26 protein-coding genes, 1 tRNA gene and 1 pseudogene are annotated in these 25,219 nt (G+C 67.3%); 16 read left to right on the top strand and 12 right to left on the bottom strand.

Features of this window, described 5'->3' with window-relative positions:
* The first annotated feature begins 159 nt into the window (after positions 1-159).
* Positions 160-804, top strand: coding sequence for a hypothetical protein (locus tag AC06FB_RS12485; protein ID WP_065183049.1), 645 nt, complete (start codon positions 160-162; stop codon positions 802-804).
* Here the strand turns inward: AC06FB_RS12485 and AC06FB_RS12480 are convergent.
* Positions 801-1,232 (bottom strand): hypothetical protein, encoded by a 432-nt coding sequence (locus AC06FB_RS12480; protein ID WP_322523201.1) that lies wholly within the window; start codon positions 1,230-1,232, stop codon positions 801-803. The genes AC06FB_RS12485 and AC06FB_RS12480 overlap by 4 nt on opposite strands.
* Before the next feature lie 109 nt (positions 1,233-1,341).
* On the bottom strand, positions 1,342-1,749 hold the full coding sequence (locus tag AC06FB_RS12475; RefSeq protein WP_322523151.1) for a hypothetical protein: 408 nt from the start codon (positions 1,747-1,749) through the stop codon (positions 1,342-1,344).
* 515 nt (positions 1,750-2,264) lie between these two features.
* Between AC06FB_RS12475 and AC06FB_RS12470 the strand changes: the two genes are divergently transcribed.
* From AC06FB_RS12470 to AC06FB_RS12460, 3 genes are read left to right on the top strand one after another with little or no spacing between them, the layout of a single operon-like run.
* The gene (locus AC06FB_RS12470; protein ID WP_322523150.1) at positions 2,265-3,455 is read left to right on the top strand and encodes a PAAR domain-containing protein; all 1,191 of its coding nucleotides are present in this window, start codon (positions 2,265-2,267) and stop codon (positions 3,453-3,455) included.
* Entirely contained in the window at positions 3,452-3,979 is a 528-nt protein-coding gene (locus tag AC06FB_RS12465; protein WP_128989615.1) for a hypothetical protein, read from the top strand. The genes AC06FB_RS12470 and AC06FB_RS12465 overlap by 4 nt, the downstream gene beginning before the upstream one ends.
* A 25-nt stretch (positions 3,980-4,004) precedes the next feature.
* Positions 4,005-4,508 carry a hypothetical protein gene (locus AC06FB_RS12460; protein ID WP_461288418.1) on the top strand — a complete coding sequence of 168 codons (504 nt, stop codon included), beginning with the start codon at positions 4,005-4,007 and terminating at the stop codon, positions 4,506-4,508.
* 233 nt (positions 4,509-4,741) lie between these two features.
* On the opposite strand, the gene AC06FB_RS12455 is transcribed toward AC06FB_RS12460, so the two are convergent.
* Positions 4,742-5,140, bottom strand: coding sequence for a hypothetical protein (locus tag AC06FB_RS12455; RefSeq protein ID WP_065183054.1), 399 nt, complete (start codon positions 5,138-5,140; stop codon positions 4,742-4,744).
* An 84-nt stretch (positions 5,141-5,224) separates the two neighbouring features.
* Between AC06FB_RS12455 and AC06FB_RS12450 the strand changes: the two genes are divergently transcribed.
* On the top strand, positions 5,225-5,452 hold the full coding sequence (locus AC06FB_RS12450; protein ID WP_081284464.1) for a hypothetical protein: 228 nt from the start codon (positions 5,225-5,227) through the stop codon (positions 5,450-5,452).
* A gap of 5 nt (positions 5,453-5,457) precedes the next feature.
* Here the strand turns inward: AC06FB_RS12450 and AC06FB_RS12445 are convergent.
* Together AC06FB_RS12445 and AC06FB_RS12440 are read right to left on the bottom strand one after the other, a co-directional pair.
* A tRNA-Ser gene (locus AC06FB_RS12445) sits at positions 5,458-5,547 on the bottom strand.
* A gap of 105 nt (positions 5,548-5,652) precedes the next feature.
* Positions 5,653-6,645, bottom strand: a complete 993-nt coding sequence (locus tag AC06FB_RS12440) for a LysR family transcriptional regulator (RefSeq protein WP_053520355.1) — start codon at positions 6,643-6,645, stop codon at positions 5,653-5,655.
* A 124-nt stretch (positions 6,646-6,769) separates the two neighbouring features.
* Between AC06FB_RS12440 and AC06FB_RS12435 the strand changes: the two genes are divergently transcribed.
* Together AC06FB_RS12435 and AC06FB_RS12430 are read left to right on the top strand one after the other, a co-directional pair.
* The gene (locus tag AC06FB_RS12435) at positions 6,770-7,357 is read left to right on the top strand and encodes an FMN-dependent NADH-azoreductase (protein ID WP_074899233.1); all 588 of its coding nucleotides are present in this window, start codon (positions 6,770-6,772) and stop codon (positions 7,355-7,357) included.
* Positions 7,358-7,501: 144 nt separating this feature from the next.
* Positions 7,502-7,852: pseudogene (locus tag AC06FB_RS12430) on the top strand (SH3 domain-containing protein).
* 103 nt (positions 7,853-7,955) lie between these two features.
* Here the strand turns inward: AC06FB_RS12430 and serS are convergent.
* Positions 7,956-9,236, bottom strand: a complete 1,281-nt coding sequence (gene serS, locus AC06FB_RS12425) for a serine--tRNA ligase (RefSeq protein WP_111186122.1) — start codon at positions 9,234-9,236, stop codon at positions 7,956-7,958.
* 113 nt (positions 9,237-9,349) lie between these two features.
* Here serS and AC06FB_RS12420 point away from each other — a divergent pair, with 113 nt between their 5' ends.
* Together AC06FB_RS12420 and AC06FB_RS12415 are read left to right on the top strand one after the other, a co-directional pair.
* Positions 9,350-9,988 (top strand): energy transducer TonB, encoded by a 639-nt coding sequence (locus tag AC06FB_RS12420; RefSeq protein ID WP_180876858.1) that lies wholly within the window; start codon positions 9,350-9,352, stop codon positions 9,986-9,988.
* Positions 9,989-10,107: 119 nt separating this feature from the next.
* Entirely contained in the window at positions 10,108-10,677 is a 570-nt protein-coding gene (locus AC06FB_RS12415; protein ID WP_197571562.1) for an energy transducer TonB, read from the top strand.
* A 160-nt stretch (positions 10,678-10,837) separates the two neighbouring features.
* Here the strand turns inward: AC06FB_RS12415 and aroA are convergent, their stop codons facing one another.
* From aroA to AC06FB_RS12395, 4 genes are all read right to left on the bottom strand, one after another.
* Positions 10,838-12,154 carry a 3-phosphoshikimate 1-carboxyvinyltransferase gene (gene aroA, locus AC06FB_RS12410; RefSeq protein ID WP_197601022.1) on the bottom strand — a complete coding sequence of 439 codons (1,317 nt, stop codon included), beginning with the start codon at positions 12,152-12,154 and terminating at the stop codon, positions 10,838-10,840.
* Between the two features lie 75 nt (positions 12,155-12,229).
* On the bottom strand, positions 12,230-13,426 hold the full coding sequence (pheA, locus tag AC06FB_RS12405) for a prephenate dehydratase (protein WP_053515513.1): 1,197 nt from the start codon (positions 13,424-13,426) through the stop codon (positions 12,230-12,232).
* 52 nt (positions 13,427-13,478) lie between these two features.
* Positions 13,479-14,564 carry a 3-phosphoserine/phosphohydroxythreonine transaminase gene (gene serC, locus AC06FB_RS12400; protein ID WP_053515512.1) on the bottom strand — a complete coding sequence of 362 codons (1,086 nt, stop codon included), beginning with the start codon at positions 14,562-14,564 and terminating at the stop codon, positions 13,479-13,481.
* Between the two features lie 162 nt (positions 14,565-14,726).
* A complete protein-coding gene (locus AC06FB_RS12395; protein WP_065176024.1) occupies positions 14,727-15,530 on the bottom strand; it encodes an FHA domain-containing protein in 804 nt (267 codons plus the stop codon).
* Positions 15,531-15,654: 124 nt separating this feature from the next.
* Here AC06FB_RS12395 and AC06FB_RS12390 point away from each other — a divergent pair, with 124 nt between their 5' ends.
* The 3 genes from AC06FB_RS12390 (at position 15,655) to AC06FB_RS12380 (ending at position 17,744) form a co-directional block, all read left to right on the top strand.
* Positions 15,655-15,930 carry a polyhydroxyalkanoic acid system family protein gene (locus AC06FB_RS12390; RefSeq protein ID WP_053515509.1) on the top strand — a complete coding sequence of 92 codons (276 nt, stop codon included), beginning with the start codon at positions 15,655-15,657 and terminating at the stop codon, positions 15,928-15,930.
* Positions 15,931-16,010: 80 nt separating this feature from the next.
* A complete protein-coding gene (locus AC06FB_RS12385) occupies positions 16,011-16,502 on the top strand; it encodes a phasin family protein (RefSeq protein WP_053515508.1) in 492 nt (163 codons plus the stop codon).
* 237 nt (positions 16,503-16,739) lie between these two features.
* A complete protein-coding gene (locus AC06FB_RS12380; RefSeq protein ID WP_476341118.1) occupies positions 16,740-17,744 on the top strand; it encodes a restriction endonuclease in 1,005 nt (334 codons plus the stop codon).
* A gap of 24 nt (positions 17,745-17,768) precedes the next feature.
* On the opposite strand, the gene hutC is transcribed toward AC06FB_RS12380, so the two are convergent.
* Positions 17,769-18,497 (bottom strand): histidine utilization repressor, encoded by a 729-nt coding sequence (hutC, locus tag AC06FB_RS12375; RefSeq protein WP_053515504.1) that lies wholly within the window; start codon positions 18,495-18,497, stop codon positions 17,769-17,771.
* Between the two features lie 27 nt (positions 18,498-18,524).
* The gene (locus AC06FB_RS12370) at positions 18,525-19,895 is read right to left on the bottom strand and encodes a formimidoylglutamate deiminase (protein WP_065176026.1); all 1,371 of its coding nucleotides are present in this window, start codon (positions 19,893-19,895) and stop codon (positions 18,525-18,527) included.
* Between the two features lie 67 nt (positions 19,896-19,962).
* Between AC06FB_RS12370 and hutI the strand changes: the two genes are divergently transcribed.
* The 4 genes from hutI to hutU all read left to right on the top strand — a co-directional run.
* Complete coding sequence (gene hutI, locus AC06FB_RS12365) at positions 19,963-21,186, top strand: imidazolonepropionase (RefSeq protein ID WP_478053748.1); 1,224 nt, start codon at positions 19,963-19,965, stop codon at positions 21,184-21,186.
* Positions 21,183-22,724: a histidine ammonia-lyase gene (gene hutH, locus AC06FB_RS12360; protein WP_478053747.1), complete on the top strand. Its 1,542-nt coding sequence runs from the start codon at positions 21,183-21,185 to the stop codon at positions 22,722-22,724. The genes hutI and hutH overlap by 4 nt, the downstream gene beginning before the upstream one ends.
* Complete coding sequence (gene hutG, locus AC06FB_RS12355) at positions 22,721-23,575, top strand: N-formylglutamate deformylase (RefSeq protein WP_478053746.1); 855 nt, start codon at positions 22,721-22,723, stop codon at positions 23,573-23,575. Before hutH ends, hutG begins: the two co-directional genes overlap by 4 nt.
* Positions 23,572-25,219 (top strand): urocanate hydratase (gene hutU / locus AC06FB_RS12350; protein ID WP_478053745.1); only part of this gene is annotated, 1,648 nt, incomplete at its 3' end. The genes hutG and hutU, both read left to right, overlap by 4 nt.

The raw sequence follows: 25,219 nt of genomic DNA, 5'->3' as shown, positions 1-25,219 counted from the left end.
GGCCAACGGTGGAACGTCTCAACGCTAGCATATCCACGCGTCGGGCTTGTGCACGCAGCCCCGCAAATACATGCCTGAACAGGCAGCGCAATGCGTCGGACCAGTACCGCTGCCGCAGAGCGTGGTCTACTGTCGTCCCCCAAGGATGAGGCACATCGCATGATCCACCCCCGTTCCGCGCTCGGACGCGCGTTGCCGCTGGCCCTGCTGGCCCTGCTCTCGGCCTGCCAGAGCGAGAAGGTCGGCGAGTTCTTCAACCCACCGCAGGAGGTGCAGGCGCACAGCGAGTTCCGTGTCAGCGGGCTGCCGGCGCTGGCCTACCCGAACCTGGTCTCGTCGGCTTCGGTGGAAGGCGGGCAGGCCCGCGTCGATGGCAACGGCCCCGGTTACATGGATCTCCAGTTCTTCCCCATCACCTCCGCCGATGCGCTGGACAGCACCGACGCTGCGTGGGCCCGGCAATCGCAGTACCGCGCGCCGGATCTTTCCGGTATCGACTTCAGCACGCAGTTCGCCTTCCTGGTGGCGCACCCGGAGCTGTCCGGCTATGCCGCGATGACCAGCGGCCAGTACGCCACGTTCTTCAGCACGGTGAAGGTGGCGTACCTGGACGACCGCGTCGTGGTGCATCTGGACGCCAGCCGGCTGGGCAACATCAATCCGATCACGGCCCTGGGCAGCCCCTGGGCCGGCAAGCTGTACACCCTCGAACGGCGCGGCCGGACACAGCTGGAAGTGAAGCTTTACGAGAACCGCTACCGGTTCACGCTGGTGCCGGACACCGCGCCTCCGATGGCGCCCTAGCGGACCTTGTACAGCACCGCGGCGCCAGGGCGCGGCTCGAAGGCCGGCACGGTCTGCTGGCTCAGCGCCCCGCCCTGGGCATCCCACACCAGGGTTTCCACCGGGTACTCGTCCTTGCGCGTCATCGCGTCGATCTGGCCGATGACCACGGTCGCTGCCGCTGGAACGTCCGGGTTCCAGCCGAACACACCTACCCGGCCGTAGAACACGGCCGGCGCGCTGGCGTCCAGGCGCCGGTCCGGGCACATCACCAGGCCACGATCCAGCATCACCCGCAGCGCGCCGACCGGGACCTTCTTCACCGTGGGCGTGGTGCGCTCGGCGCTGTGGCCGGGGCAGACATTGGCGGCGCGGGTGACCATGTGTTCGGCCACCTCGCGATCGGACTGGGCGAAGGCCAGCGTGGGGGCGAGGCAGAGTGCGAGCAGCGTGAGCGAGGACATCCGGGTCATTGCAGGTTCCTGTTCGGGGTGCGCAGCGACCTTAGCAATGGCGGACGGCGGAAATGCAAACGAGGCGTGAGGGACAACAGGCGGCTCAGGGAACGAGGCAGCGCTCGATCTGCATCGACAGCGCATGGCAGGCGTCGAACATGCCATGGACCAGCGCCGCCGAGGGATAACCGTCCGGATCGTCGTTTTCTCGGGCCACGTGGGATGCCTGCAGCACTGCCGTCAGCGCGGTGATACCGGATGCGCATCGGGTCGCCAGGGCCAGATCGAACGCACGCCCCGGGCTGAGGCGGGTTTCGGTCCAGGGCTGGCCATCCGCGCGCAGGTTCCTGCCATGGCCCAGCAGATGGGTGAAGAACGCGGACGGTGGCGAGGACGCGGCGGCATCGCTGAGGGCGTCTTCCATCTTTTCAGCAAGGGTGTTGGGAAGATCACGCAGCGCATCGCCGAGCAGGGCGTGCAGGCGGGGATAGTCGGGGCGCAGATCAGGCATGGCGGCAACCTCACAGGTGGGCCACCCGCGGAGGCAAGGTGGCGGACGGTGCGGGTTGGCGTGCCGGATACATTGTCCAATGCCGGCGGATCAAAAGATCCCCACACACCGTCCGCCATGAACTGGCAGACGGTGCATTGTCGTGATTGCAATGGGAGGTGCAACCGCGACTCGACGGACAACGTATGTTCGGGACGCCAATCCCGGCCAGGGCGGGTGCCTTGGCGCGGCCATCGTTTGCCCTGCGCGGCCTCTGGAAAAGAGGCAGATGCGGCATTTGGCGCAGCACGCGACAGAGCGCCGCGAGTGAAACATCAACTTGTGACCGCCTTCACTCGACGCCGCTGACCGAGGCACGCCTGCGTTGATCCAGAACCCGCAGCACCACGGCGGGTCGCGACACAGTGCGGCCTGCCATCCGCCTCGCCGCCTATTCAGCCAACCCGACCTGAACCGGCGCATCATGGAGCCCTGGTCTGCAATGGAAGCGAACCATGGGACGGAACTGGATTGTGATGGGGGACCCGACCTCCAGCGGCGGACGGGTCATCACGGCCTCAAGTGAAACCGACATCGACGGCATCGGCGTCGCGCGGGTCAGCGACAAGGCGACCTGCCCTACCCTGCATAAAGGCGTCTTTCCAATTGTTGAAGGCGATGCCACCTTGATGGTGGACGGCCAGCCGGTGGCGTTGCACGGCAGCGCGCTGGCCTGCGGCTGCCGGGTGTTGTCCAGCCAGCAGGCCGTGGTGCATGTCACGGGGGGCGGAGGGGGTGGTGGCGGCGGCGGGGCCGCAGGCGGTGCCGGCAAGGCGGCCGCGGTCGCCAGCACGGCCGCACAGCTGGCGCGCGCACTGCCCACCGCGTTCGATCAGGCCATCCGTTTTCTCGGCCTGCAAGGCGCACCGTTGGCCGAGGTGCCGTACACGCTGCATCTGGCCGATGGGCAGACCCTTTCCGGCACCACCAATGCGCAGGGCGAGACGGCGCGGGTATCGACCGCGCAGAGCCAGGCCATCGTGCGTGCCGAACTGCGCCCGCCGACACAGCCGACCGGCTGCTGTGCGCGCACGGCACCGGCCAGCACCGACGAAGCGGAAGTGTTCGATGTGGACGGTGTGGTGACCACCGCCGAGGGCATGGGCACCTCCGTGGTACCGGTAAGCGCGCCTGGCCACGAACGCGCCATGACCGCCGGCGAGATCGAAATGGCACGCCTGGTGTTCGGCGATGCAGTCGACTACAGCACCGTGAAAGTCCATAACCACGGCTACTGGATGTTCTTCGGCTTCCAGGACAAGGACACTGCCGTGACGCCCAACGGGCAGATGTATTTCCCGAAGGGTATCTATCGGGAGGATTACTCCGCCGACGACATCGATTTCCAGCAGTTCTTCATCCACGAGATGACCCACGTCTGGCAGTATCAGCTCGGCTACAACGTCAAACTGGTACGGGCGCCCCGGCCGAACATGAGCTACGACTATCTGCTCGACGAAACGCGCCTGTTCCATGAGTACAACATGGAGGCACAGGGCAATATGCTGGCAGATTACTTCCTGGTCACCTTCCGTGACTCCCAGTGGCGCATGAACAATGTCCGTTATCGCGCGACAGCTGATATCGGCGCGCAGCTGGAACGCGCCCTCTCCCAGTTCCTTGCCGACCGCAGCAGCAAGGACAACCTGCCGAGGACGACCCGATGATGCGCGTGCGATTGCCAGTAGCCCTGTTTGGTCTGCTGGGTCTGCTGCTGCCGATGATGGCCAGTTGCTCGCAGCCGCGAGGAACCTATCAGCGCGCAACGATCCAGGAGAGAGAAGGCACACTCTGTTTTGGTGTGCCCGACACGCGTGAAACGCGTGACGCCCCGCCGCTCATCGCCGGCGTGACAGTAACGGAAGTGGGTAAAGGAAATCAGCCTGTATGGCAGCGCATTTTCCTGCGCGAAGGGGCTCCCGAACCTGCGATGCCTCCAGACCAGTGCTTGACGTATGGCGCAGGCAAGACAGCCGCCCCGGCACTGGGGGTGGGCAAGTATTACCAGGTGGTTCTCTCGGGTTACACACCCGGCGCACCAGGCAGGGAGGGCGAGGCGCAGAAGCGCGTCTTCAACGCCTGCTTCCATGTTGAGGACGTCGCCGGCAAAGGCGCGGTGAAGCCTGTCGTTTCGGACTGCGCAACGGCGTCCTCTTCCGCATTACGATCTGCGCAGCCAGCCGGCAAGTAGCGGATGCCTCTTTGAGGACGACGCCATGACGAGACTGCCGCTGACCTTGCTGGGCCTGCTGCTGCCCATGATGGCCATCGGTTCATCGCCAGCCGGCCGGTACCAGCAGGCGACGATACAGGACCGTGATGGCGTGCCCTGCTTCGGCGTGCCCGATACCCATGAAACGCGCGCCAATGCTCCCCTTGTCACCGGCGTGTCAGTGATGGAAGTGGGCACCGGTGGCATCCCGCTGTGGGAACACGATTTTCTGCGCGAAGGGACAACCGAACCCGCGCTGCCCCCCAGCCAGTGCCTTACCTACGGCAAGGGCGCGGCGTCCGCTCCCGCGCTGCGGCCGGGCAAGCGCTACCACGTGGAAATATGGGGGCGCACACCCGGCAAGCCGGGCAGGAAGGGTGAAGCACAAGCGCGTGTGTTCAGTGCCTGCTTTCATATGGTGGACGTGGCCGGCAAAGGCGTGAAACCCGTCATGTCGGACTGCGCGACCGTGGTCTCGGCGGGACCGCCAACGGTCCGCGAAGATTAGCGAGGCTCCTACGGACAAGGCGAGTCCATTTTGCCCACTGATAATTTAACTGCGTCTGCGCCGCCAGCGTATGCTGGTACGGCGGAGTGGTTAGAGCGCGGCAAACGCCTGCAATGACGACGTGGCGCCGGTCACCGGGTCCAGCCTCGGATACGCGGCGGTGATCTGGGCGGAATGGCACATGGTGCAATTCAATCACGCCCAGATTCCGCAACGCGTGATCATGTGGAGGTCTACCGGTAGCGGTTGGCCTTGATGTAGAGCCAACTCGCTCCGACTACCAGGGCCGCCAGCATCCCCCACAAGAATGCGGGCGTCGCCCACCAGTCCAACGCAGGGTCTGCGCCTCGCAGTACGAAGAATTCCGGAGCGCTGGTGCCTTTGGCAATCAACGCCGGCCACGATGCAAACCACAGCCCCGGGACAAGGAATTGCCACGGATTGCTATACCCCAATGAGCTGGCGAGCCACGATGCCAACCCATAGAGCACCAGCACTCCGAGCACTCTCACCAACGCCGTCAAGATCACTTCGAAATTCAGACCGGACTTGACCGACAGCCACCAGGTGAACAATGCCAAAGGGATAGCTAGTGCACCTGCCACCCAGAGTACGTCGCTGCTTTCCCTCATTCTGAGGCACCATTTCTAGACGGGGTTGAGCCGTTATCGGCCGGCGGCTCCAAATCTTGAGACGCAAGAGGATCGCCCCCGGTGATGGCCGAATCACAACCGCGATGGCAAACGGGAAAAGCTGCGCTTGCCTATCTCGTGCGCCAGATGACCGGCATGAGCACGACCTTCACCTATGGCGAGATCAAGGCCGGTCGCTTCCGCATCGGTCGCCGCGCTCTATGGATCCAGTCCGAGGTGCAATGCTGGGTTCGTAGAAAATCGCGCATGCTGGATGCAAAAAAAAGCCCCTGTTTCCAGGGGCTTTTTTGAGCGATTGGCGGAGAGAGTGGGATTCGAACCCACGGAAGGTTTAACCCTTCGCCGGTTTTCAAGACCGGTGCCTTAAACCGCTCGGCCATCTCTCCGTATCGGCCCGGCACTGCTGGCCGGGCACGCATTCTCGCACGGCCGGGCGATTTGCCCAAGACCGTCGTCGCGGTCGGGGCTGGCCCGGCGTTACCGCCCCAGGCTCAGCCCGCATCCACCGCCAGCGCACCCAGCGCGCTGGCCTTGATGCGCTCCTTGGCCTTCTCGCAGGCGCCATCGCAATGCAGGCGCGAGGCCTCCAGCTGCGGCGGCAGGTGCTCGGCCAGGAAATCGATGAACACGCGCACCGCCGGCAGCAGGCCCCGACGCGAGGCAAACACGGCGTGGCACACGCCCTGCGGCAGCGACCAGTCCGGCAACACCACCTCCAGTTCGCCATTGCGCACAGCATCGGCGCACACGGTTTCCGGCAGCATGGTGATGCCGAAGCCGTCCTTCACCATGCTCTGCAGCAGCGGGAAGTCGAAGCCGGCCACGCGCGGCTGCAGGTCCACCCGGCGCACTTCGCCTTCCGGGCCATGCAGTTCCCAGCGCTGGCGCGCCTCGTCCTCGCTGATGCTGAGGGTGACGTGCTGGGTCAGCTCTTCCGGCTCCTTCGGGCGGCCGGCGCGGTCCAGGTACTTCGGGCTGGCCACCAGCAGTTCCTGCACCTGGCCGAAGCTGCGCATCACCAGGCTGCCATCGTCGTCCAGGCGCGAGCGCACGCGCAGGGCCACGTCGTAGCCTTCGTTGATGATGTCCACGCGGCGGTTGCTGATGTTCAGCTGCAGCCGCACCTTCGGGTACTGCTCGAGGAACTTGGGCAGCAGCTTGGGCAGCTGCATCTGCGCCAACGACACCGGCACGCTGGCGCGGACCACGCCGCGCGGCTCCGCACTGAGGCGGTCCACCACTTCGCGTGCGGCCTGTGCTTCGGCCAGCATGGTCTGGGCGTGACGGTGCACGCTGGTGCCGACATCGGTGACCGCGAAGCGGCGCGTGGAGCGCTGCAGCAGGCGCACGCCCAGGTCGGTCTCCAGCTGGCTGATGCGGCGGCTCAGGCGTGACTTGGGGATGCCCAGGGCGCGCTCGGCCGCGGCGAACCCGCCGTGGTCGACCACCATCGCGAAGTAGTACAGATCATTCAGGTCATGCATACCCGAGTTCCATATCTAGAACAATACGTGGCATTCAACCACCTTTATTCCGCCTTTGCAACAACCTATCGTTCTCTCCGTCGGCGGCAAACCCGCCCTTCCTTCCAGAACATAGGTGACTGCCATGAAGCTTCTGCATCTCGACGCCAGCGTGCTTGGCGACAATTCCGTCTCCCGCCAGCTGTCGGCAGCGGTGGTGGCCCGGTTCAAGGACCAGATCGACGGCCTGCAGGTCGATTATCGCGATCTTGACGCCAATCCGGTACCGCATCTGCGCAGCAGCTCGCTGGCCAAGACCGATGCGGCCGAGGCGACCGACGCTGAACAGGTGATGCAGCAGTTCCTCGATGCCGACGTGGTGGTGATCGGCGCGCCGATGTACAACTTCAGCATCCCCTCCACCCTGAAGGCCTGGATCGACCGCGTGGCCGTGGCCGGCCGCACCTTCAAGTACACCGAGAATGGCCCGGTGGGTCTGGCCGGTGGCAAGCGGGTGATCATCGCCAGCAGCCGTGGCGGCATCTACACCGATTCGCCGGCCGACTTCCAGGAGCCGTTCCTGCGCCAGGTGTTCGCCTTCATGGGCATCAATGAGGTCGAGTTCGTGCGTGCCGAGGGCATCGCCTACTCGCCGCAGCACCGCGAAGACGCCATTGCCGGTGCACTGGCTGCACTGCCCTCGCATGAGGCGGCGGAAGCGGCAGCGGCGTGACGCGTTCCAGCGTTCAGCGCCCCTCTCTCCTCGTCTGGGCGTTGAACGCGGGCCGGGATTCCCCTCCCCCCTCCCGGCCCACCCCGACGGCCCCGCAATGCGGGGCCGTTTTTTTGTGGCCCGGCGGAGACGGTACAGTGGGCCATGAACTACATCGTGACGACCACGCACCGCAGCGAATTCCCACACCCGATCACCCTGCTCCGCGGCCAGGCGCTGGTGGTAGGCGAGCGCTATGAAGGCCCGGAGGGCTGAGAGGACGGGTTCCTGTGCCAGGCCGAGGGGCAGCAGCCTGGATTCGTGCCGGCACCGGTGATCGGTCGCGATACGCAGGGTGACGCGTTTGCCACCGCGGATTACTGCGCGCGGGAGCTGGATGTGAATCCGGGGCAGAGGCTGCGCGGGCTGCGCACACTGAATGGTTGGGCGTGGTGCATGCCCGAGGCGGGCGAAGCGGGATGGGTGCCGTTGGAGAAGGTGCGGGTTGTGGAGTGATCGCGGGGTTCATCCACGCAGGGCGTGGATGTAGCCGCATTGCAGATCCACGCCATGCGTGGATTCGGTGCCATGCAAGCATGGCACCCACCTGAGCCGGTTGTCAGGCGATGGTTTCCAGCCCACCCATGTACGGGCGCAGCGCTTCCGGCACGGTGATGCTGCCGTCGGCGTTCTGGTAGTTCTCCATCACCGCGATCATCGCGCGGCCGACCGCCACGCCCGAGCCGTTCAGGGTGTGCACCAGCTCGGGCTTGCCGGTGGCCGGGTTGCGCCAGCGCGCCTGCATGCGGCGGGCCTGGAAGTCACCACAGTTCGAGCACGAGGAGATCTCGCGGTAGGTCTCCTGTGAGGGCAGCCAGACTTCCAGGTCGTAGGTCTTGATGGCCGAGAAGCCCATGTCGCCGGTGCACAGCAGGACCTTGCGGTACGGCAGGCCCAGCTTTTCCAGCACGACTTCCGCACAGCGGGTCATGCGCTGGTGCTCGGCCTCGCTGTCTTCCGGCTGGCAGATCGAGACCAGCTCGACCTTCTCGAACTGATGCTGGCGGATCATGCCGCGCACGTCGCGGCCGCCGCTGCCCGCCTCGGCACGGAAGCACATCGAATGCGCGGTCATGCGCAGCGGCAGGCGCTCGGCGTCGACGATCTCGTCGCGCACGATGTTGGTCAGCGGCACTTCCGAGGTGGGGATCAGGTAGCGCGTGGACTCGCCGACGGCCGTCTTGAACAGGTCATCCTCGAACTTCGGCAGCTGGCTGGTGCCGCGCAGCGATTCGGCGTTGACCAGCAGCGGTACGTTGGTTTCCTCGTAGCCGTGTTCGCCCGTGTGCAGATCGACCATGAACTGGGCCAGCGCACGGTGCAGGCGCGCGATCGGGCCGCGCAGCACGGTGAAGCGCGAACCGGACAGCTTGGCGGCGGTTTCGCCATCCAGCCAGCCGTTGCGGGCGCCCAGTTCAACGTGGTCCAGCACCTTGAAATCGAACTGGCGCGGGGTACCCCAGCGCGCCTGCTCCACGTTGTCGTTCTCGTCGGCACCGGCCGGTACGTCGTCGGCCGGAATGTTCGGAATACCCAGCGAGATTGCTTCGATCTTCTCGCGCAGCTCGTCCAGCGCCACTTCCGAGGCCTTCAGTTCGTCGGCGAAGGCGGCGACCTCGGCCATGATGGCCGAGACATCCTCGCCCTTGGCCTTGGCCTGGCCGATGGCCTTGGAGCGGCTGTTGCGCAGGCTCTGCAGCTCCTGGGTCCGCACCTGGATGCGCTTGCGATCGGCCTCCAGGGACTCCAGGGCAGACACGTCGAGCTCGAAGCCGCGGCTGGTGCGCAGGCGTTCGGCGAGGTCGGCGGGCTGGTGGCGGAGCAGGGCTGGATCAAGCATGGCAGGTGTCGTGGTGGGTGTCAGGACCGGGATTATCGCCTGTTATGCGGATTTCTGCCGCCCGGTTCATTCGGGCCGTGGCAGAATCGGGCTATTCCGTACTGGTCCGGTCCATGTCTGCACCCCGCTCGTCGTCCGCCAAGTCGTTCACTGTGCATATTCCGCGCAACGCCCTGAAGATCGCCGGCATCGCTTTCGGCGTGGGGGTGCTGCTGTTCGTGGTGGTCTGGCTGACCGGCCGCGACAAGGAATTCTTCCGCGCCGACCCTGCGGCACAGACGCCGCAGGAAACCGCCCAGGTGGAGCCTCTGCCGGAACCCCTGCCGGCGGCAGCCGGGTCCAGCGACATGCCCGACGCCAAGCCGGCGCCGGCACCGGAAGACGCCCCGAAGCTGGTGGAAACCGCTCCGCCCCCGCCGCCTGCAATGGCTGAACCGGCACCCGCTGCGCCCGGCACCGTGCCGGCCGCCGGTGGCGGCAGCCAGCCCATGCCGATCGCGGGCCAATCGCCGCCGCCGGCCTATCCAGCCGCCGCACTGCGTGCCGGCGAAACCGGCAGTGTGGTGGTGCGGGTAGAGGTGGACGCTACGGGCTATCCGAACAACGTCACCGTCATCCAGCGCAGCGGCTCGCGTGACCTGGACCGCGCAGCGACCGACGCGGTGCGCCGCTGGCGCTTCACCCCGGCGCAGAGCAACGGGCAGGCGGTGCCGGGCACCATTGAAGTGCCGTTCGACTTCAAGACGCAGTAACTGAACGCATACCGGAAGGCAAACTGAACCCTCCCGGTTGCGTTGACGCAACACTGACACTTTTCTTCGTGGCCTCGGGCAACACTCGGCACGTCGTCAACCGACGTAAGGAGTTTGCGATGACTGTCACCACCCATGAAGACCTTCATTCGCCGCAGATGCAGCAGGACGGTACGCCGCGCCGGGCCACATCGCCCTGGCTGTGGGTCGCGCTGATCGTGGCGATGTTCGCGGCCGCGCTGCTCTGGCTGCGCTATTCCGGACCGGATGAGGTGGCGCCTGCACCGGTCGGCGAGCGCATGCTGCCAGCCACCGAACAGACGCCTGTTGCCGAAACGGCACCGCCTGCCGCACGACAGGCCACGCCGGCCACGAGCGAGCGCAAGACAGTGCCGGCGGTGCGCAACCGCGAGGCGCGCCCGCTCGCCAGCAACAGCAAGCCGGACTATCCGGCAGCTGCGCTTCGTAACGGTGTGCAGGGCAGCGTGATCGCCAGCCTTGATGTGGATACCCGCGGCAACGTCACCAATGCCGCGATCGTGTCGCGCAGTGGCGAACGCAGCCGTGACCTGGATCGTGCGGTCCTGCGCACGGTCCAGAACTGGAAGTTCCAGCCGGCCATGCAGGATGGCCGTGCTGTGGCCAGTGTGGTGCGGGTCCCAGTGGATTTCCGTACCGAGCAGCGTTGATCGCGGACGAGGGGTTCGTGATGTTCGACGGAGGCTTCGGCCTCCGTCATTTTATGCGGAAAAGCGTGCCAACCAAGGTTGGCACCTACCGCGCAATGCGATCCGCCGGGCATGGCCCGGCGCTACCGATTCGGCGGGCCTGGCCAGGCATGGCCCGGCGCTACCGATGATCTGAGAGATTGAATCCGGCGCTGCGTGCCAGGCCGTCGAAGTCGGGGAACGAGGTGGCCACGTTGGCGATGTCGTTGATCCGTACTTCGCCGTCGCTGATTTGGCCGGCAATGGCAAAGGCCATGGCGATGCGATGGTCGCCGTGGCTTTCGATGGTGCCGCTGCCCAGACGCGTGCCGCCATGCAGGGTCGCGCCGTCTTCGGTTTCATCCACCTGCATGCCCAGCGCGCGCAGGCCGGTGGCCATCGCTGCCAGGCGATCCGATTCCTTCACCCGCAGCTCTGCTGCGCCGCTCACCACGGTCTGGCCTTCGGCGGCGGCGGCGGCGACGAACAGGGCCGGGAATTCATCGATCATGTCCGGCACCAGCGCTTCGGGAATGCGCGCGCCCTTCAGCGGCGCGTAGCGCACCACCAGGTCAGCGACCGGCTCGCCGCCCTGCTCGGCTGGATTTTCTTCGGTGATGTCCGCCCCCATCAGCCGCAGTGCATGCAGCAGGCCGGTGCGACGCGGGTTTAGGCCCACCTGCTTCAGGCGGAGCTCGGAGCCGGGAATGATGCTGGCGGCCACCAGGAAGAACGCTGCCGAGGAAAAATCGGCAGGCACCGCGATGTTGGTGGCACGCAGGCGCTGGCCACCGTGCAGGCGCGCCTTGCCCGGCGAGAACTCGATCTGCACGCCGAACGCGGACAGCATGCGCTCGGTGTAGTCGCGGGTGGGGTGCGGCTCGACGACGCTGGTTTCGCCCTGTGCGTACAGGCCCGCCAGCAGCACGGCCGACTTGATCTGCGCGCTGGCCACCGGCGAGGTGAACGCGATGCCGTGCAGTGTCTGGCCGCCGTGCACGTGCAGCGGCGGCGTGCCATCGTCCTGGGTATCGATCTTCGCGCCCATCTGCGACAGCGGGCCGGTGACACGGCGCATCGGCCGGCCGGACAGCGATTCGTCGCCGATCAGGGTGCAGTCGAACGACTGCCCGGCCAGCAGGCCCGCCAGCAGGCGCATGCCGGTGCCGGCGTTGCCGCAGTCCAGCGCTGCGCTGGGCGCCTGCAGGCCATCGATGCCGACGCCGTGGACGATGCGCTGCGACGGGCTGGGGGTTTCGATGCGCACGCCCAGCTGGCTGAAGATGCGCGCGGTGGCGCGGGTGTCTTCGCCTTCCAGGAAACCCTCGATGTGAGAGGTGCCGTCAGCCAGCGCGGCAAACATCACCGAACGGTGCGAAACCGACTTGTCGCCGGGAATGGTGAGGCTGCCCTGCAGCGGCTGGCCCTTGCGGGCGATCCAGTGTTGCGCGTTGCTCATCGTTCGATCATTCCGTAGACGCCGGCGGGCCGGCGGTGCATCAAGGGTCGGTGGCCGCGGCCACCGCGGCAGGCATCAGGGCACGGCCACCGGATAGGAGCCGAGGACCTTGATCTGCGCTGAGTGTGCTTCCAGTTCGGCCAGCGCGGCCTGCATCGGCGCGTCGTCGATGTGGCCGGCCAGGTCGATGAAGAAGCCGTACTCCCACTTGCCGTGGTGCGAAGGCCGCGACTCGATGCGGTTCATGCTGATGCCGTGGCGTGCGAACGGACTGAGCACGTCGAACAGCGCACCCGGCTTGTCATGGATGAAGACCAGCACCGAGGTACGGTCATGGCCGGAGGTCGGGAAGATGTTGCGGCCCACCACCAGGAAACGGGTGGTGTTGTCGGCATCGTTCTGGATCGGCTTGGTCACCACCTTCTTCAGGCCGTACACGTGGCCGGCACTTTCGCCACCGATGGCCGCCGCATCGTCGGCGTTGCGCGCGCGGCGTGCGCCTTCGGCGTTGCTGGAGACCGGAATCTTCTCGGCCTTGGGCAGGTTGGCGCGCATCCACGCCGAGGTCTGCATGAACGACTGCGGGTGGCCGTAGACGCGTTCGATGTCCTCGATGCGGCCGCTGCGCGACATCAGGTACTGCTGCACGCGCAGTTCCACTTCGCCGCAGATCTTCAGGTTGGAGGTCAGGAACATGTCCAGGGTGATCTGGATGGTGCCCTGCCCCGAGTTCTCCACCGGCACCACGCCGAAATCGGCGTTGCCCGCTTCCACTTCCTGGAAGACTTCTTCGATGCTGGCCAACGGCAGGCCCAGCGCCGAGCGACCGAAATGCTTGAGCACGGCCTGCTGGCTGAAGGTGCCTTCCGGGCCGAGGTAGCCGATCTTCAATGGCTCCTGCTGGGCCAGGCAGGCCGACATGATCTCGCGATAGACGTGCACCAGCACTTCATCGCTGAGCGGGCCTTCGTTGCGGTCCACCACCATGCGCAGCACCTGTGCTTCACGCTCGGGGCGGTAGTAATCGACGGCGGCGGCAAGCTTGCCCTTGGCCTTGCCGACCTGGTGGGCGAACTGCGCGCGCTCGGCGATCAGGCGCTGGATGTCGCGGTCGATCTGGTCGATCTTCGAACGCACGTCGGCCAGTGCCAGCGGCGCCTGGGTGGGGGCCGGCGTCGATGCAGCCCTGGCCTTGGACGTGCCCTTGGACGCAGCGCTGTCCTTGGCCGGTGCGGCCTGCTTCGGCGCCTTCTTGCTGGATTTGCTTGCCATCGGAATTCCCTGTTGCGTGGGCACGCACCCGACGGTGCGCGCCGTTCATTGCTCAGCCGTAGCGCTGCTGGAAGTCGGCCATGAAGGCGACCAGCGCCTCCGCACCCGCCAGCGGCATGGCGTTGTACAGCGAAGCACGGATGCCGCCGACCACCTTGTGACCCTTCAGCGCCAGCAGGCCGGCGGCCTTGGCCTCTGCGACGAAACGCGCATCGAGGTCGGCGTTGGGCAGGAAGAACGGGATGTTCATCCGCGAACGCGCCGCGTGCGCGACTTCATTGCGATAGAAGCCGCCGGACGCATCGATGGCGCCGTACACCAGCGCGGCCTTGGCCGCATTGCGCCGGGCGAACTCGGCCACGCCGCCTTCGGCCAGCATCCACTTGAACACCAGCCCCGCCAGGTACCAGTTCCAGGTGGGCGGGGTGTTGAGCATCGAGTCGCGCGCCACGTGCGAGCGGTAGTCGAAGATGTCCGCGCGCGGCTGGCCACTGCGCTCCAGCAGGTCGCGACGGATGATCATCACCGCGATGCCGACCGGGCCCAGGTTCTTCTGCGCGCCCGCGTAGATGACGCCGTAGCGGCGCACATCCAGCGGTTCGCTGGCGATGGACGAACTGAAATCGGCCACCAGCGGCACATCGCCGGTATCGGGCACGTCACGGAACTCGACGCCGTGGATGGTCTCGTTGGCGGTGATGTGCACATAGGCCGCATCGGGCGAAAGCTGCCAGCTGCTGCGCGCGGGCAGCTCGCGGTAGCCCCCGTCCTCGCTGCTGCCAGCGATGTTGACGTCCACATAGGGGCCGGCCTGCTTGACCGCCGTCCTGCCCCAGTGGCCGCTGACCACGTAGTCGGCACGCTGGCCGGGGCTTGCGAAATTCAGCGGGATCAACGCCTGCTGGGTGGTGGCGCCGCCTGACAGGAACAGCACGGCGTAGTCCTCGGGAATGTCGAGCAGGCGGCGCAGGTCCGCCTCGGCCTCGGCGGCGACGGACATGAATTCCGCACCGCGATGGCTCATTTCCACGATCGAGGCGCCGGTACCGTGCCAGTCCAGCATTTCCGCCTGCGCCTGGCGCAGGACCGATTCCGGCAAGGTTGCAGGGCCGGCACTGAAGTTGAACGCGCGCGTCATGTCACACCTGTGGGGCAAGATCCCTAGTATGCCGCAGTGCACCAGCCTTGCGGCCTTGCGCGGCAAGGGAAATTTGGTTTCATCGGAATCCATCGCCCGCGGCACTGCGCCGGCAGTCGCCGACCTGGGCCGGCGCCTGCCCGAAGCACGGAGACGACAGGCTCAGCGCGCGCCGAACCAGAGCAGCAGGCTGAGCAGCGCAGCCAGCAGCAGTGCGCTGACCAGCAGCCACGGCCAGCGGCGGACCCGGCGCGGAGGAAGGGGCTCGGCAGGCGCCCGTTCGGCCTCGTGGCTGGACTCATCCTCGGCCGCCAGCGGCCGCCGGCGCGGATCACGCGGCACTTCCAGCACGAAACGGTGCTGGCCATCGAATACCACCTGGTCGCCCGGCTGCAGCCAGCAGTGGCGCACGGCCACGCCGTTGACGCAGGTGCCATCGGCGCTGCCCAGGTCACGCAGCAGGACGCGATCGCCGTGCACTTCCACGCGTGCGTGCTGTTCGGCGAACGCCGGATCGTCGATGGCGATGTCGGCCTCGGTGCCGCGGCCGATCACGCGGGCGCGCGACAAGGTGAAACTGCGGCCATGGTGCAGGCCACCGACGCCCCGCAGCAGGCGCTGCTCGTCGCCGGCATCTTCGCCGTCCGGTGACGGCGCCTGCAGCAGGCTCTCGGCTTCGCCCCGCAGGACCATTTCCACGCCATCGACATACACTGCATCGCCGGCGCGCAGCAGCGCCATGCGCCGTACCGGACGGCCGTTGACATGGATGCCGCGGATGCCGTTGCCGACCTGGAGCCAGAGGCCGCGATCATCCATGCAGAACTGCGCCAGCAGCAACGCGCCGTTGCCTGCTTCGCCCAGCCGCACGCTGCCGTTGGCATGGCGCACGATGCGTTGCACCCCGGGCCGCAGCGGCTGGTCGGGCTGTTGTTGTTGACTGAAGTGAACAAGCAGGTTCTGCACGCGGCGCAGCCTAGCAGGTTGGCCGGCATCGAAGAAGAACCCCGGATGAGCGCTTGGCGCGGACGCGATCGATGCGCACAATGCTCGCCCTCTCTGATCACCCCGCCCTGCGCCAGGAGCCTGCATGTCCACCATCGATGTCCGCCACGCCCACGCCCTGCCCGACGCACAGGCGCGCGAGGCGATCGAACAGGTTGCCGCCAAGCTGGCCGAGCGCTTTGGCCTGAAGTCCTCGTGGAGCGCCGATGTGCTGAATTTCTCCGGCAGCGGCGTGGACGGCGCGATCGAGCTGCAGCCGGGCGCCGTGCGGGTGACCGCCAAGCTCGGCTTCCTGCTGTCGGCAATGAAAGGCATGGTCGAAAGCGAAATCCAGCGCGTGCTGAAGGAAAAGCTGGGCTGAACCACGACAGCGGCCGTCACGGCCCTGCAACGGCGGCGCGCGCTACTCTCGGGGCAGGTCCAACTCCCACGGGAAGTGCGATGAACCGCTACGAAAACGACGACCGCCGCGACGACGACGCCACCTTTGGTGAACAGGCCGGACGCTTCTCACGCAAGCTGAGCGATTCGGCCCAGCAGGTCTGGCTGGCCGGACTGGGTGCGCTGGGCCGGGCACAGGCCGAAGGCAGCCGTTTCTTCGATGGGCTGGTGAAGGAAGGCGAGGCCTGGGAGGCCCGCCGCCGTGAGCGCGCCAGCGAGCAGGGCCCGGGATGGCGCGACAACGTCGAGTCCTCGCTGGATGAGGCGCGCGAGAAGGCCTCGGGCACCTGGAACAAGGTCGAAAAGGCCTTCGACGACCAGGTGCAGGGCGTGCTCAAGCGCCTGCATGTGCCCACCGCCGACGAGCTCACCGCGCTGGAGGCACGCCTGGACGCCCTGCATGCGCGCCTGGCCAAGCTGGAGACGCGGGCGGCCTCGGGCAGCGATGCGCCGGCCCCGGGCAGCCACCAGTCGCCGGGCAGCGTGCCCTGACGATGGATTGTTGCAATGCAATAAAATTTGCCTGACAATCGCGAGCAACCCGCCAATCGCTTCGCCTGCCGTTTGTTCCCTCCCCTCGCGGCTTCAGGATTGGCGGGTTTTTCGTGCCTGCGGAACGCCGATCTGAGCGTTCCATCACGCTTGCTGTGGGGAACGTCCTGACCCTGCCAGGCAGTGCGCGCTTTACACTGTCTGCTTCCGTTTTCGCCCCTTCCGCGCTCTCCCTGCATGCTTCCCTGGATTCTGGCCCTGCTGTCGGCCCTGCTTATCTGTTCCCTGGCCGTCGTTCACCTGTGGTGGATCAAGCGGCGGCAGAAGGAGATGCAACTGGGCCTGCAGGCCTTGGCCGGCATGCACTGGCGGGAGTTCTCCGCGCTGGTCAAGCGGATGCTGCGCGAGCAGCGCGGCCTGCGCGAACTGGAGGTTCCTGCCGAGGATGCCCGCGAGCCCAGCAGCGATTTCCTGCTCAGCGATGGCCCCAATACCTGGCGGGTGTCCTGCAAGCATGGCCTGGCCTATCGCATCGGTACCGCTGCGGTGAACGAACTGGGCGCGGCAGCGCGGCTGGCCGGGGCCAAGGGCGGCGTGCTGATCACCGAAGGCCGGATCCAGCGCGATGGCCGCAGTGCCGCCGAGCTGCAGGCCGTGGAGGTGTTGGACGGCCCGCGCCTGTGGCCATTGCTGCAGCCCTATCTGCCGGCCGACATCGATGCGCGCGTGCGCGCCACTGCGCGCCACGAGGCCCTGCGTCGCATCGCCATTGCCGCGTTGGCCTCGGTAACCGTCGGCCTGCTGGTCGGCCTCGGCCTGCAGGGCCTGCACGTGGCGTCACCGGCGCCGCAGGCGGTGACCGCCCCTGCCTCCGCCGACATCGCCGCCGCGGCGCCTGCCGCTGTCTCCCAGGCGCCCGCACCGGCAGCGGCGGCGCCTGCTGCTGCCGTTTCCACGCCGGCGGACGATGGCCACAGCGATCCCAACCCGGATATGGCGACCCTTGACCGCTACCAGGCGGATCTGGCCCGGGCGCTGGCTGGACAGCCCGGCATTGCCAGCGGCGTCTGGCTGACCCGGCAGACCCTGGCGATCAACCGCACCGGCGAACTTGACGATGTATGGCCGCGCGTCTGCACGCAGGTCCTGCGCTACCCCGCGCTGCGCACGGTGCGCGTGCAGCTCAATGCCCGCCCCGGCGTGGATGAGCCGGTGCGCTGGCGGCAGTGCGCGACGTATTGATCTGAACGCGCGGAAGCGTGCGCTCTAGCGCGCGCCGGGCGCGAAGCGGGCCACCAGATCCCAGGCATCGCCGAGGAACACCTGGCGCACGCGGGTGATGGGCTGTTCGCCCCGCCAGGTCAGGCGTTCGATCACCAGGCAGGCGGTGCCCGGCTTCACGTCCAGCAGGCGGGCAGACGCCGTGTCCGCACCCCACGCGCTGATGCGGTGCTGCGCCCGGGTCCAGGACACGTTCTGCAGCAGCCAGCTGCCCGGCGCGGTGGTGCTGAAGTCCACCTCCAGCACCTCCGGTACACCCACCGGGCTGATCAACCGGTGCTCCAGCGCCAGCGGGCGGCCGTCGGCAAGATGCAGGCAGCGCATCGCCAGCAGCATTTCACTGCCGGCCAGCTCCACTTCACCGGCATTGCCGGCGTCGGCCAGGCGCAGCTCGCGCTGCAGCAGCCGGTACCCGTACTGGTGGCCACGCGAGCCGACCTCCATCGCGATGTCCGGAATCTCCAGCGCCACCTGTTCCAGATGCGGTGGCTGCCGGGCGACGAACGAACCGGCCCGGCGGCGACGCTCGATCATGCCGCTCTCGGCCAGCGCGGTCAGCACCTTGTTGACGGTCATCCGCGAGCAGCCGTACTGCTCCATCAGTTCGTGCTCATAGGGGATGCGGAAACCCGGCGCCCACTCTCCGCTGAGAATGCGGCTTTCCAGGTCGCTGCGGATGCGCTGGTTGAGCGTGGCGGACTTGCTGGCCTTCACGTGACAGGTCTCGGTGGCGGGAAGCGATCAGCCCAGCACGCCGCGCAGGGCGGTAGCGAAGGCGGTGGTGATCGCCTCGCGCTGGAGGTGGCGGCCTTCGGCCACGCATTGGCGGCCATGGCGCCAGACCGATCGCAGCGCGCCATTACGTGCGGCGAACACCCAGCTGTCAAGCCATGCGTCATCCCGTCGCGCCTGCAGCGCGGGGTGTGCGGCGTCCAGTTCGAGCAGGTCGGCACTGGCCCCGACCTGCAGACCTGCGGCCACGCCCAACGCCTGTGCGCCGCCGTGCAGCGCGCCCTCGAACAGGAATCTGCCGCTGCTGCGGCTGGCATCGGCAGCCAGCACGTTGCGCCCGCGCAGCGCCAGGCGTTGGCCGTATTCGAGCAGGCGCAGTTCCTCGGCCGCATCGATCAGCACGTTGGAATCGGACCCCACGCCGAAGCGCCCGCCTTCGCGTGCGAACGCCTGCATCGGGAACAGGCCATCGCCCAGATTGGCTTCGGTGATCGGGCACAGGCCGGCGACGGCCCGGCTGGCGACGATGGAGGCGCGCTCGTCATCGGATATGTGGGTGGCGTGCACCAGGCACCAGCGCGCGTCCACCTCGGCGTGCGCGTACAGCCACTGCACGGGACGCTGTCCACTCCACGCCAGGCAGGCGTCGACTTCGCGCACCTGCTCGGCGATGTGGATGTGCACCGGGCCCTCGTTCAACGGCAGCAGTGCTGCCAGTTCATCGCCGGTGACGGCCCGCAGACTGTGCGGGGCGATGCCCAGCACCGCATCGGGCAACGCGGCCAGCGCAGCACGGGCACCCTCCAGCAGCCGCGCAAAACCGTCCACGTCGTGAATCAGCCGACGCTGGGCCGGGTTCGGTGCCGCACCACCGAAATCGGCGTGGGCATAGAACACCGGCAGCAGGGTCAGGCCGATGCCGGTCTGTGCCGCGGCTGCGGCAATACGTGCACTCATCTCGGCCCGGTCGGCGTAGGGCCGCCCCTCCGCATCGTGGTGCAGGTAATGGAACTCGCCGACACGGGTGAAGCCGCTTTCCAGCATCTCCATGTATGCCTGGGCAGCGATGGCCTGCACTGCGTCCGGGCGCAGGCGGGCAAGGAAGCGGTACATCAGTTCGCGCCAGCTCCAGAAACTGTCGCCGTCGCCGCCCCCGATCTCGGTCAGGCCGGCCATGCCGCGCTGGAACGCATGGCTGTGCAGGTTCGGCAGGCCCGGCACCAGGATGCCGACCCGGGCATCCCCATCCTGCGCGGGCTGCCCCACATCGATCGCGGCGATGCGCCCCGCCTGCACCTGCAGGCGGACATCGCGGGCCCAGCCATCGGCGAGCAGCGCGTGGGCGGCATGGAAACAGGACGGGGAACGCGAATCGGACATGGCTGGACAACCCGAAATGGACACCTATATTGTATAGACATATAAGCACAGCCGCAGTGTGGATGCCATGCATGTCGATATCCTCTGGTCCAACGTCCATCTGATCACCCTCGACGGTGAGGGCCTGGGTGTCCTCCGTGACGGCGTGCTGGCCTGCGCGGGCGGCCGCATCGTCCACGTCGGCCCAGCCGGCAGCGATGCCCATCTGCAGCCGACCACCCGCATCGACGGCGAAGGCCGCTGGGTCTCGCCCGGCCTGATCGACTGCCACACCCACCTGGTCTACGCCGGCAACCGCGCCAACGAATTCGAGCAGCGCCTGCAGGGTGTGAGCTATGCCGACATCGCCCGCGCGGGCGGCGGCATTGTCTCCACCGTGCGCGCCACCCGCGCCGCGACGCCAGCCCAGCTTGCCGCCGAGAGCCGTCCTCGCCTGCTGGCGATGCGCGCCGAGGGCGTGACCACGATCGAGATCAAGTCCGGCTACGGCCTGACCCTGGACGACGAGCGCAAGCAGCTGCAGGTCGCACGCGCGCTGGGCGAGGAATGCCGGGTGAATGTGGTGCCGACCTTCCTGGGTGCCCATGCGGTTCCCCCGGGCCGCCAGGCGCAGGAGTACATCGACGAGGTCTGCGACGTGATGATTCCGGCCATCGCGGCCGAGGGCCTGGCCGAAGCCGTGGACGTGTTCTGCGAGAACATCGCCTTCTCCCCTGCGCAGGCGCGGCAGGTGTTCGACGCCGCACGCGCGAACGGACTGGCGGTGAAGATCCATGCCGAGCAGTTGAGCAACCAGCACGGGGCAGAGCTTGCCGCCGGCTTCGGCGCGCTGTCGGCCGATCACATCGAACATCTGGATGACGCCGGCATCGCCGCGATGGCGGCGGCCGGCACCGTTGCCGTGCTGCTGCCGGGCGCGTTCTATTTCACCCGCGATACCACCCCGCCGCCGATTGCCGCGCTGCGTGCAGCGGGTGTGCCGCTGGCACTGGCCACCGACAGCAACCCGGGCACCTCGCCGCTGACCAGCCCGCTGCTGGCGATGAACATGGGCGCGACCCTGTTCCGCCTGACGGTGGAAGAGTGCATCGCCGGCTTCACCCGCGAAGCAGCGCGTGCGCTGGGCCATGGCGACCGCATCGGCCGCCTGGCCGTGGGCATGGACTGCGACCTGGCGATCTGGGACATCGACGCGCCCGCCGACCTGGTCTACCGCATTGGATTCAACCCGCTGCACGCGCGCGTGGTGCGCGGTCAGCCCGACCTGCCTGCCTCCTGGAGCAACACATGAGCAACACCCTGGTTCTTCGCCCCGGCCATGTCACCCTCGCCCAGTGGCGACAGGTCTATCGCGGTGCGCCGCTTGCGCTGGATCCGGCGGCGCTGCCGGTGGTACGCGCCAGTGCCGCCGCCGTGGCGGCCATCGTCGCCAAGGGTGCGCCGGTGTACGGCATCAATACCGGCTTCGGCAAGCTGGCCAGCGTGCGCATCGAGCGCGAAGACCTGGCCACGCTGCAGCGGAACATCGTGCTGTCGCACGCCGCAGGCGTGGGTGAGCCGATGCCCGCCAGCGTGGTGCGGCTGATGATGGCGCTGAAGCTGGTCAGCCTGGCCCAGGGGGCTTCCGGTGTGTGCGAGGAGACGCTGCTGCTGCTGGAGGCGATGCTGGTCAAGGGCGTGTTGCCGGTGGTGCCGGCGCAGGGCTCGGTCGGCGCATCGGGTGACCTCGCACCGCTTTCGCACCTGGCCAGCGTGATGCTGGGCGTGGGCGAAGCCTTCATCGGCGATGAGCGGCTACCGGCCCGGGACGCACTGGCGCGGGCCGGCCTGCAGCCGGTTGAACTGGGCGCAAAGGAAGGCCTGGCCCTGCTCAATGGCACCCAGTTCTCCACCGCCTATGCACTGGCCGGCCTGTTCGAGATCGAGACCGTGTTCCAGGCCGCGCTGGTCACCGGCGCACTGTCGGTGGAAGCGGCGAAGGGATCGGATACACCATTCGATCCGCGCATCCATGCCATTCGTGGCCAGCGCGGACAGATCGCCACGGCCGCCACGCTGCGCACGCTGATGCAGGACTCGGGCATCCGTGAATCGCATCGCGACAACGACGTGCGGGTGCAGGATCCGTATTGCCTGCGCTGCCAGCCGCAGGTGATGGGTGCGGCACTGGACATCCTGCGCCAGGCCGCCACCACGCTGGAAATCGAAGCCAACGGCGTGTCCGACAATCCGCTGGTGTTCACCGACACCGGCGAGGCGCTGTCCGGCGGCAACTTCCACGCCGAGCCGGTGGCCTTCGCGGCCGACATGCTGGCGATGGCGGTGTGCGAGATCGGTTCGATCAGCGAACGCCGCCTGGCCATGCTGGTGGATCCGGCACTGTCCGGCCTGCCGGCTTTCCTGACCCCGCGCCCCGGCCTGAATTCCGGCTTCATGATTCCGCAGGTGACCGCCGCCGCGCTGGTGTCCGAGAACAAGCAGCGGGCCTATCCGGCCAGTGTGGATTCGATCCCGACCTCGGCCAACCAGGAAGACCACGTGTCCATGGCCGCACACGGTGCGCGCCGGTTGATGCAGATGGCCGAGAACGCGGCCAATGTGATCGGCATCGAACTGCTGGCCGCCGCACAGGGCTGTGACTTCCATGCGCCGCTGCGCTCCAGCGCTGCCCTGGAGAACGTGCGCGCCACCCTGCGCGCGCAGGTGCCGACCCTGCAGGACGACCGCTACTTCCACCCGGACATGGTGGTTGCCACCTCGCTCGTGCGCAGCGGCGCGCTGGCACGGGGCCTGGAAGCTGTCCTGCCGACCGTGGAGCCGCAGGCATGAATGCCCACCCCGACTGGCTGACGGTGCACGAGGGCGATGCTCCGCTGATCGTCAGCTTCCCGCATACCGGCAACGAACTGCCGCACGATCTGATCGGCGACTATCACTCGCCGTGGCTGGCGCGTCGCGATACCGACTGGTGGGTGCACGAACTGTACGACTTCGCACGCGGCATGGGCGCGACCACCGTGCGGTCGGCGATCTCGCGTTCGGTGATCGATCTCAACCGCGATCCCAGCGGGGTATCGCTGTACCCGGGCCAGAACACCACCGGCCTGTGCCCGCTGACCACCTTCGACAACCAGCCGCTGTACCACGCCGGGCGCGAGCCGGACGAAGCGGAGATCGCGCGCCGTCGGGACACCTATTTCGCGCCTTACCACGACGCGCTGGCCGCGCAGATCGCGCGGCTGCGCGCACGTCACGGCACGGTGGTGGTGTATGACGCGCACTCGATCCGCTCGCACATTCCACACCTGTTCGACGGTGAACTGCCGCAGTTCAATCTCGGCACCGCCGGTCCGTCCGGCGCACCGGATACCTCCTGCGACAACGCACTGAGCGACGTGGTGGAAAACCTGCTGAAGATCAGCGGCATGAGCCAGGTGCGCAACGGCCGCTTCAAGGGCGGCTGGATCACCCGCCACTACAGCAACGTGGCCGGCGGCGTGCACAGCCTGCAGATGGAGCTGGCCTGTCGCGGCTACATGCACGAACCCCTGCCGGACCAGGTGGACGAGCACAGCTGGCCCACCCCGCTCGACCCCGACCACGCCGCACCGCTGCGCCACACCCTGGCGCAGGTGCTCAATGCCTGCCTTGAATTTGCTACGAACCGGAGCGCCGCATGACCCGCAACGACCCGTCCCGCACCCTTGCCGCACCGACCGGCACCACGCTCAACGCCAAGAGCTGGCTGACCGAAGCACCGCTGCGCATGCTGATGAACAACCTGCATCCGGACGTGGCCGAACGGCCGCAGGAACTGGTGGTGTACGGCGGCATCGGCCGCGCCGCGCGCGACTGGGAGAGCTTCGATGCCATCGTCGAAACGCTCAAGCGCCTGGACGATGACCAGACCCTGCTGGTGCAGTCGGGCAAGCCGGTGGGCGTGTTCCGCACGCATGCCGATGCGCCGCGCGTGCTGATCGCCAACTCCAACCTGGTGCCGCGCTGGGCCAACTGGGACCACTTCAACGAGCTGGATAAGAAGGGCCTGGCCATGTACGGCCAGATGACCGCCGGCAGCTGGATCTACATCGGCGCACAGGGCATCGTGCAGGGCACCTACGAGACGTTCGTGGAAATGGGCCGCCAGCACTTCGGCGGCGATCTCACCGGCAAGTGGTTGTTCACCGGCGGCCTGGGTGGCATGGGCGGCGCGCAGCCGCTGGCGGCAGTCATGGCGGGTGCGTCCTGCCTGGCGGTCGAGTGCCGCAGGAGCAGCATCGACATGCGCCTGCGCACCGGCTACCTGGACACCTGGACCGACAACCTGGACGAAGCCCTGCGCCTGATCGATGAAGCCTGCAAGGCGGGCACGCCGAAATCGGTGGGCCTGCTCGGCAACGTTGCCGATGTGCTCGCCGAACTGCTCAAGCGCGGCGTGAAGCCGGACCTGCTGACCGACCAGACCTCCGCGCACGACCCGGTGAACGGCTACCTGCCGCAGGGCTGGACCGTCGAACAATGGGACGAGAAGCGGGTTTCCGCACCGAAGGAAGTGGAAAAGGCCGCGCGCGCCTCGATGGCCAACCATATCCGCGCCATGCTCGGCTTCCACGCACTGGGCGTGCCGACCGTCGATTACGGCAATAACCTGCGGCAGATGGCGCTGGAAGAAGGCGTGGCCAATGCCTTCGATTTCCCCGGCTTCGTCCCGGCCTACATCCGTCCGCTGTTCTGCCGCGGCATCGGCCCGTTCCGCTGGGCCGCGCTGAGTGGCGATCCTGAAGACATCGCCAAGACCGATGCCAAGGTGAAGGAGCTGATTCCGGACAACCCGCACCTGCACCGCTGGCTGGACATGGCCGCCGAGAAGATCAAGTTCCAGGGTCTGCCGGCGCGCATCTGCTGGGTGGGCCTGGGTGACCGTGATCGGCTGGGGCTGGCCTTCAACGAAATGGTCGCCAACGGTGAGCTGAAGGCGCCGGTGGTGATCGGCCGCGACCACCTGGACAGCGGCAGCGTCGCCTCACCGAACCGCGAAACCGAAGCCATGGCCGACGGCTCCGACGCAGTCTCCGACTGGCCGCTGCTGAACGCGCTGCTCAACACCGCCAGCGGTGCCACCTGGGTATCGCTGCACCACGGCGGCGGCGTGGGCATGGGCTTCTCGCAGCACGCCGGCATGGTCATCGTCTGCGATGGCACCGAGGCGGCCGCCAAGCGCATCGGTCGTGTGCTGTGGAACGACCCGGCCACCGGCGTGATGCGCCACGCCGATGCCGGGTATGAGATTGCCCTGGAGTGCGCGAAGGAAAAGGGGCTGGACC

The organism is Stenotrophomonas sp. Steno-C15, assembly GCF_056393265.1.
Note: the sequence above shows the minus strand (reverse complement) of the source record. Positions and strands in the feature narration are given on the sequence as shown.

Excerpts from the sequence above, each read along its gene's own strand:
- AC06FB_RS12460 (WP_461288418.1), top strand. The coding sequence starts at position 4,005 with ATGACGAGACTGCCGCTGACCTTGCTGGGCCTGCTGCTGCCCATGATG.
- AC06FB_RS12470 (WP_322523150.1), top strand. The coding sequence starts at position 2,265 with ATGGGGGACCCGACCTCCAGCGGCGGACGGGTCATCACGGCCTCAAGT.
- AC06FB_RS12415 (WP_197571562.1), top strand. The coding sequence starts at position 10,108 with ATGACTGTCACCACCCATGAAGACCTTCATTCGCCGCAGATGCAGCAG.
- AC06FB_RS12455 (WP_065183054.1), bottom strand. The coding sequence starts at position 5,140 with ATGAGGGAAAGCAGCGACGTACTCTGGGTGGCAGGTGCACTAGCTATC.
- AC06FB_RS12450 (WP_081284464.1), top strand. The coding sequence starts at position 5,225 with ATGGCCGAATCACAACCGCGATGGCAAACGGGAAAAGCTGCGCTTGCC.
- AC06FB_RS12380 (WP_476341118.1), top strand. The coding sequence starts at position 16,740 with ATGCTTCCCTGGATTCTGGCCCTGCTGTCGGCCCTGCTTATCTGTTCC.
- AC06FB_RS12420 (WP_180876858.1), top strand. The coding sequence starts at position 9,350 with ATGTCTGCACCCCGCTCGTCGTCCGCCAAGTCGTTCACTGTGCATATT.
- hutI (WP_478053748.1), top strand. The coding sequence starts at position 19,963 with ATGCATGTCGATATCCTCTGGTCCAACGTCCATCTGATCACCCTCGAC.
- hutH (WP_478053747.1), top strand. The coding sequence starts at position 21,183 with ATGAGCAACACCCTGGTTCTTCGCCCCGGCCATGTCACCCTCGCCCAG.
- serS (WP_111186122.1), bottom strand. The coding sequence starts at position 9,236 with ATGCTTGATCCAGCCCTGCTCCGCCACCAGCCCGCCGACCTCGCCGAA.
- AC06FB_RS12385 (WP_053515508.1), top strand. The coding sequence starts at position 16,011 with ATGAACCGCTACGAAAACGACGACCGCCGCGACGACGACGCCACCTTT.
- AC06FB_RS12465 (WP_128989615.1), top strand. The coding sequence starts at position 3,452 with ATGATGCGCGTGCGATTGCCAGTAGCCCTGTTTGGTCTGCTGGGTCTG.
- AC06FB_RS12390 (WP_053515509.1), top strand. The coding sequence starts at position 15,655 with ATGTCCACCATCGATGTCCGCCACGCCCACGCCCTGCCCGACGCACAG.
- AC06FB_RS12485 (WP_065183049.1), top strand. The coding sequence starts at position 160 with ATGATCCACCCCCGTTCCGCGCTCGGACGCGCGTTGCCGCTGGCCCTG.
- AC06FB_RS12440 (WP_053520355.1), bottom strand. The coding sequence starts at position 6,645 with ATGCATGACCTGAATGATCTGTACTACTTCGCGATGGTGGTCGACCAC.
- AC06FB_RS12435 (WP_074899233.1), top strand. The coding sequence starts at position 6,770 with ATGAAGCTTCTGCATCTCGACGCCAGCGTGCTTGGCGACAATTCCGTC.
- AC06FB_RS12475 (WP_322523151.1), bottom strand. The coding sequence starts at position 1,749 with ATGCCTGATCTGCGCCCCGACTATCCCCGCCTGCACGCCCTGCTCGGC.
- pheA (WP_053515513.1), bottom strand. The coding sequence starts at position 13,426 with ATGGCAAGCAAATCCAGCAAGAAGGCGCCGAAGCAGGCCGCACCGGCC.
- AC06FB_RS12370 (WP_065176026.1), bottom strand. The coding sequence starts at position 19,895 with ATGTCCGATTCGCGTTCCCCGTCCTGTTTCCATGCCGCCCACGCGCTG.
- aroA (WP_197601022.1), bottom strand. The coding sequence starts at position 12,154 with ATGAGCAACGCGCAACACTGGATCGCCCGCAAGGGCCAGCCGCTGCAG.
- hutG (WP_478053746.1), top strand. The coding sequence starts at position 22,721 with ATGAATGCCCACCCCGACTGGCTGACGGTGCACGAGGGCGATGCTCCG.
- serC (WP_053515512.1), bottom strand. The coding sequence starts at position 14,564 with ATGACGCGCGCGTTCAACTTCAGTGCCGGCCCTGCAACCTTGCCGGAA.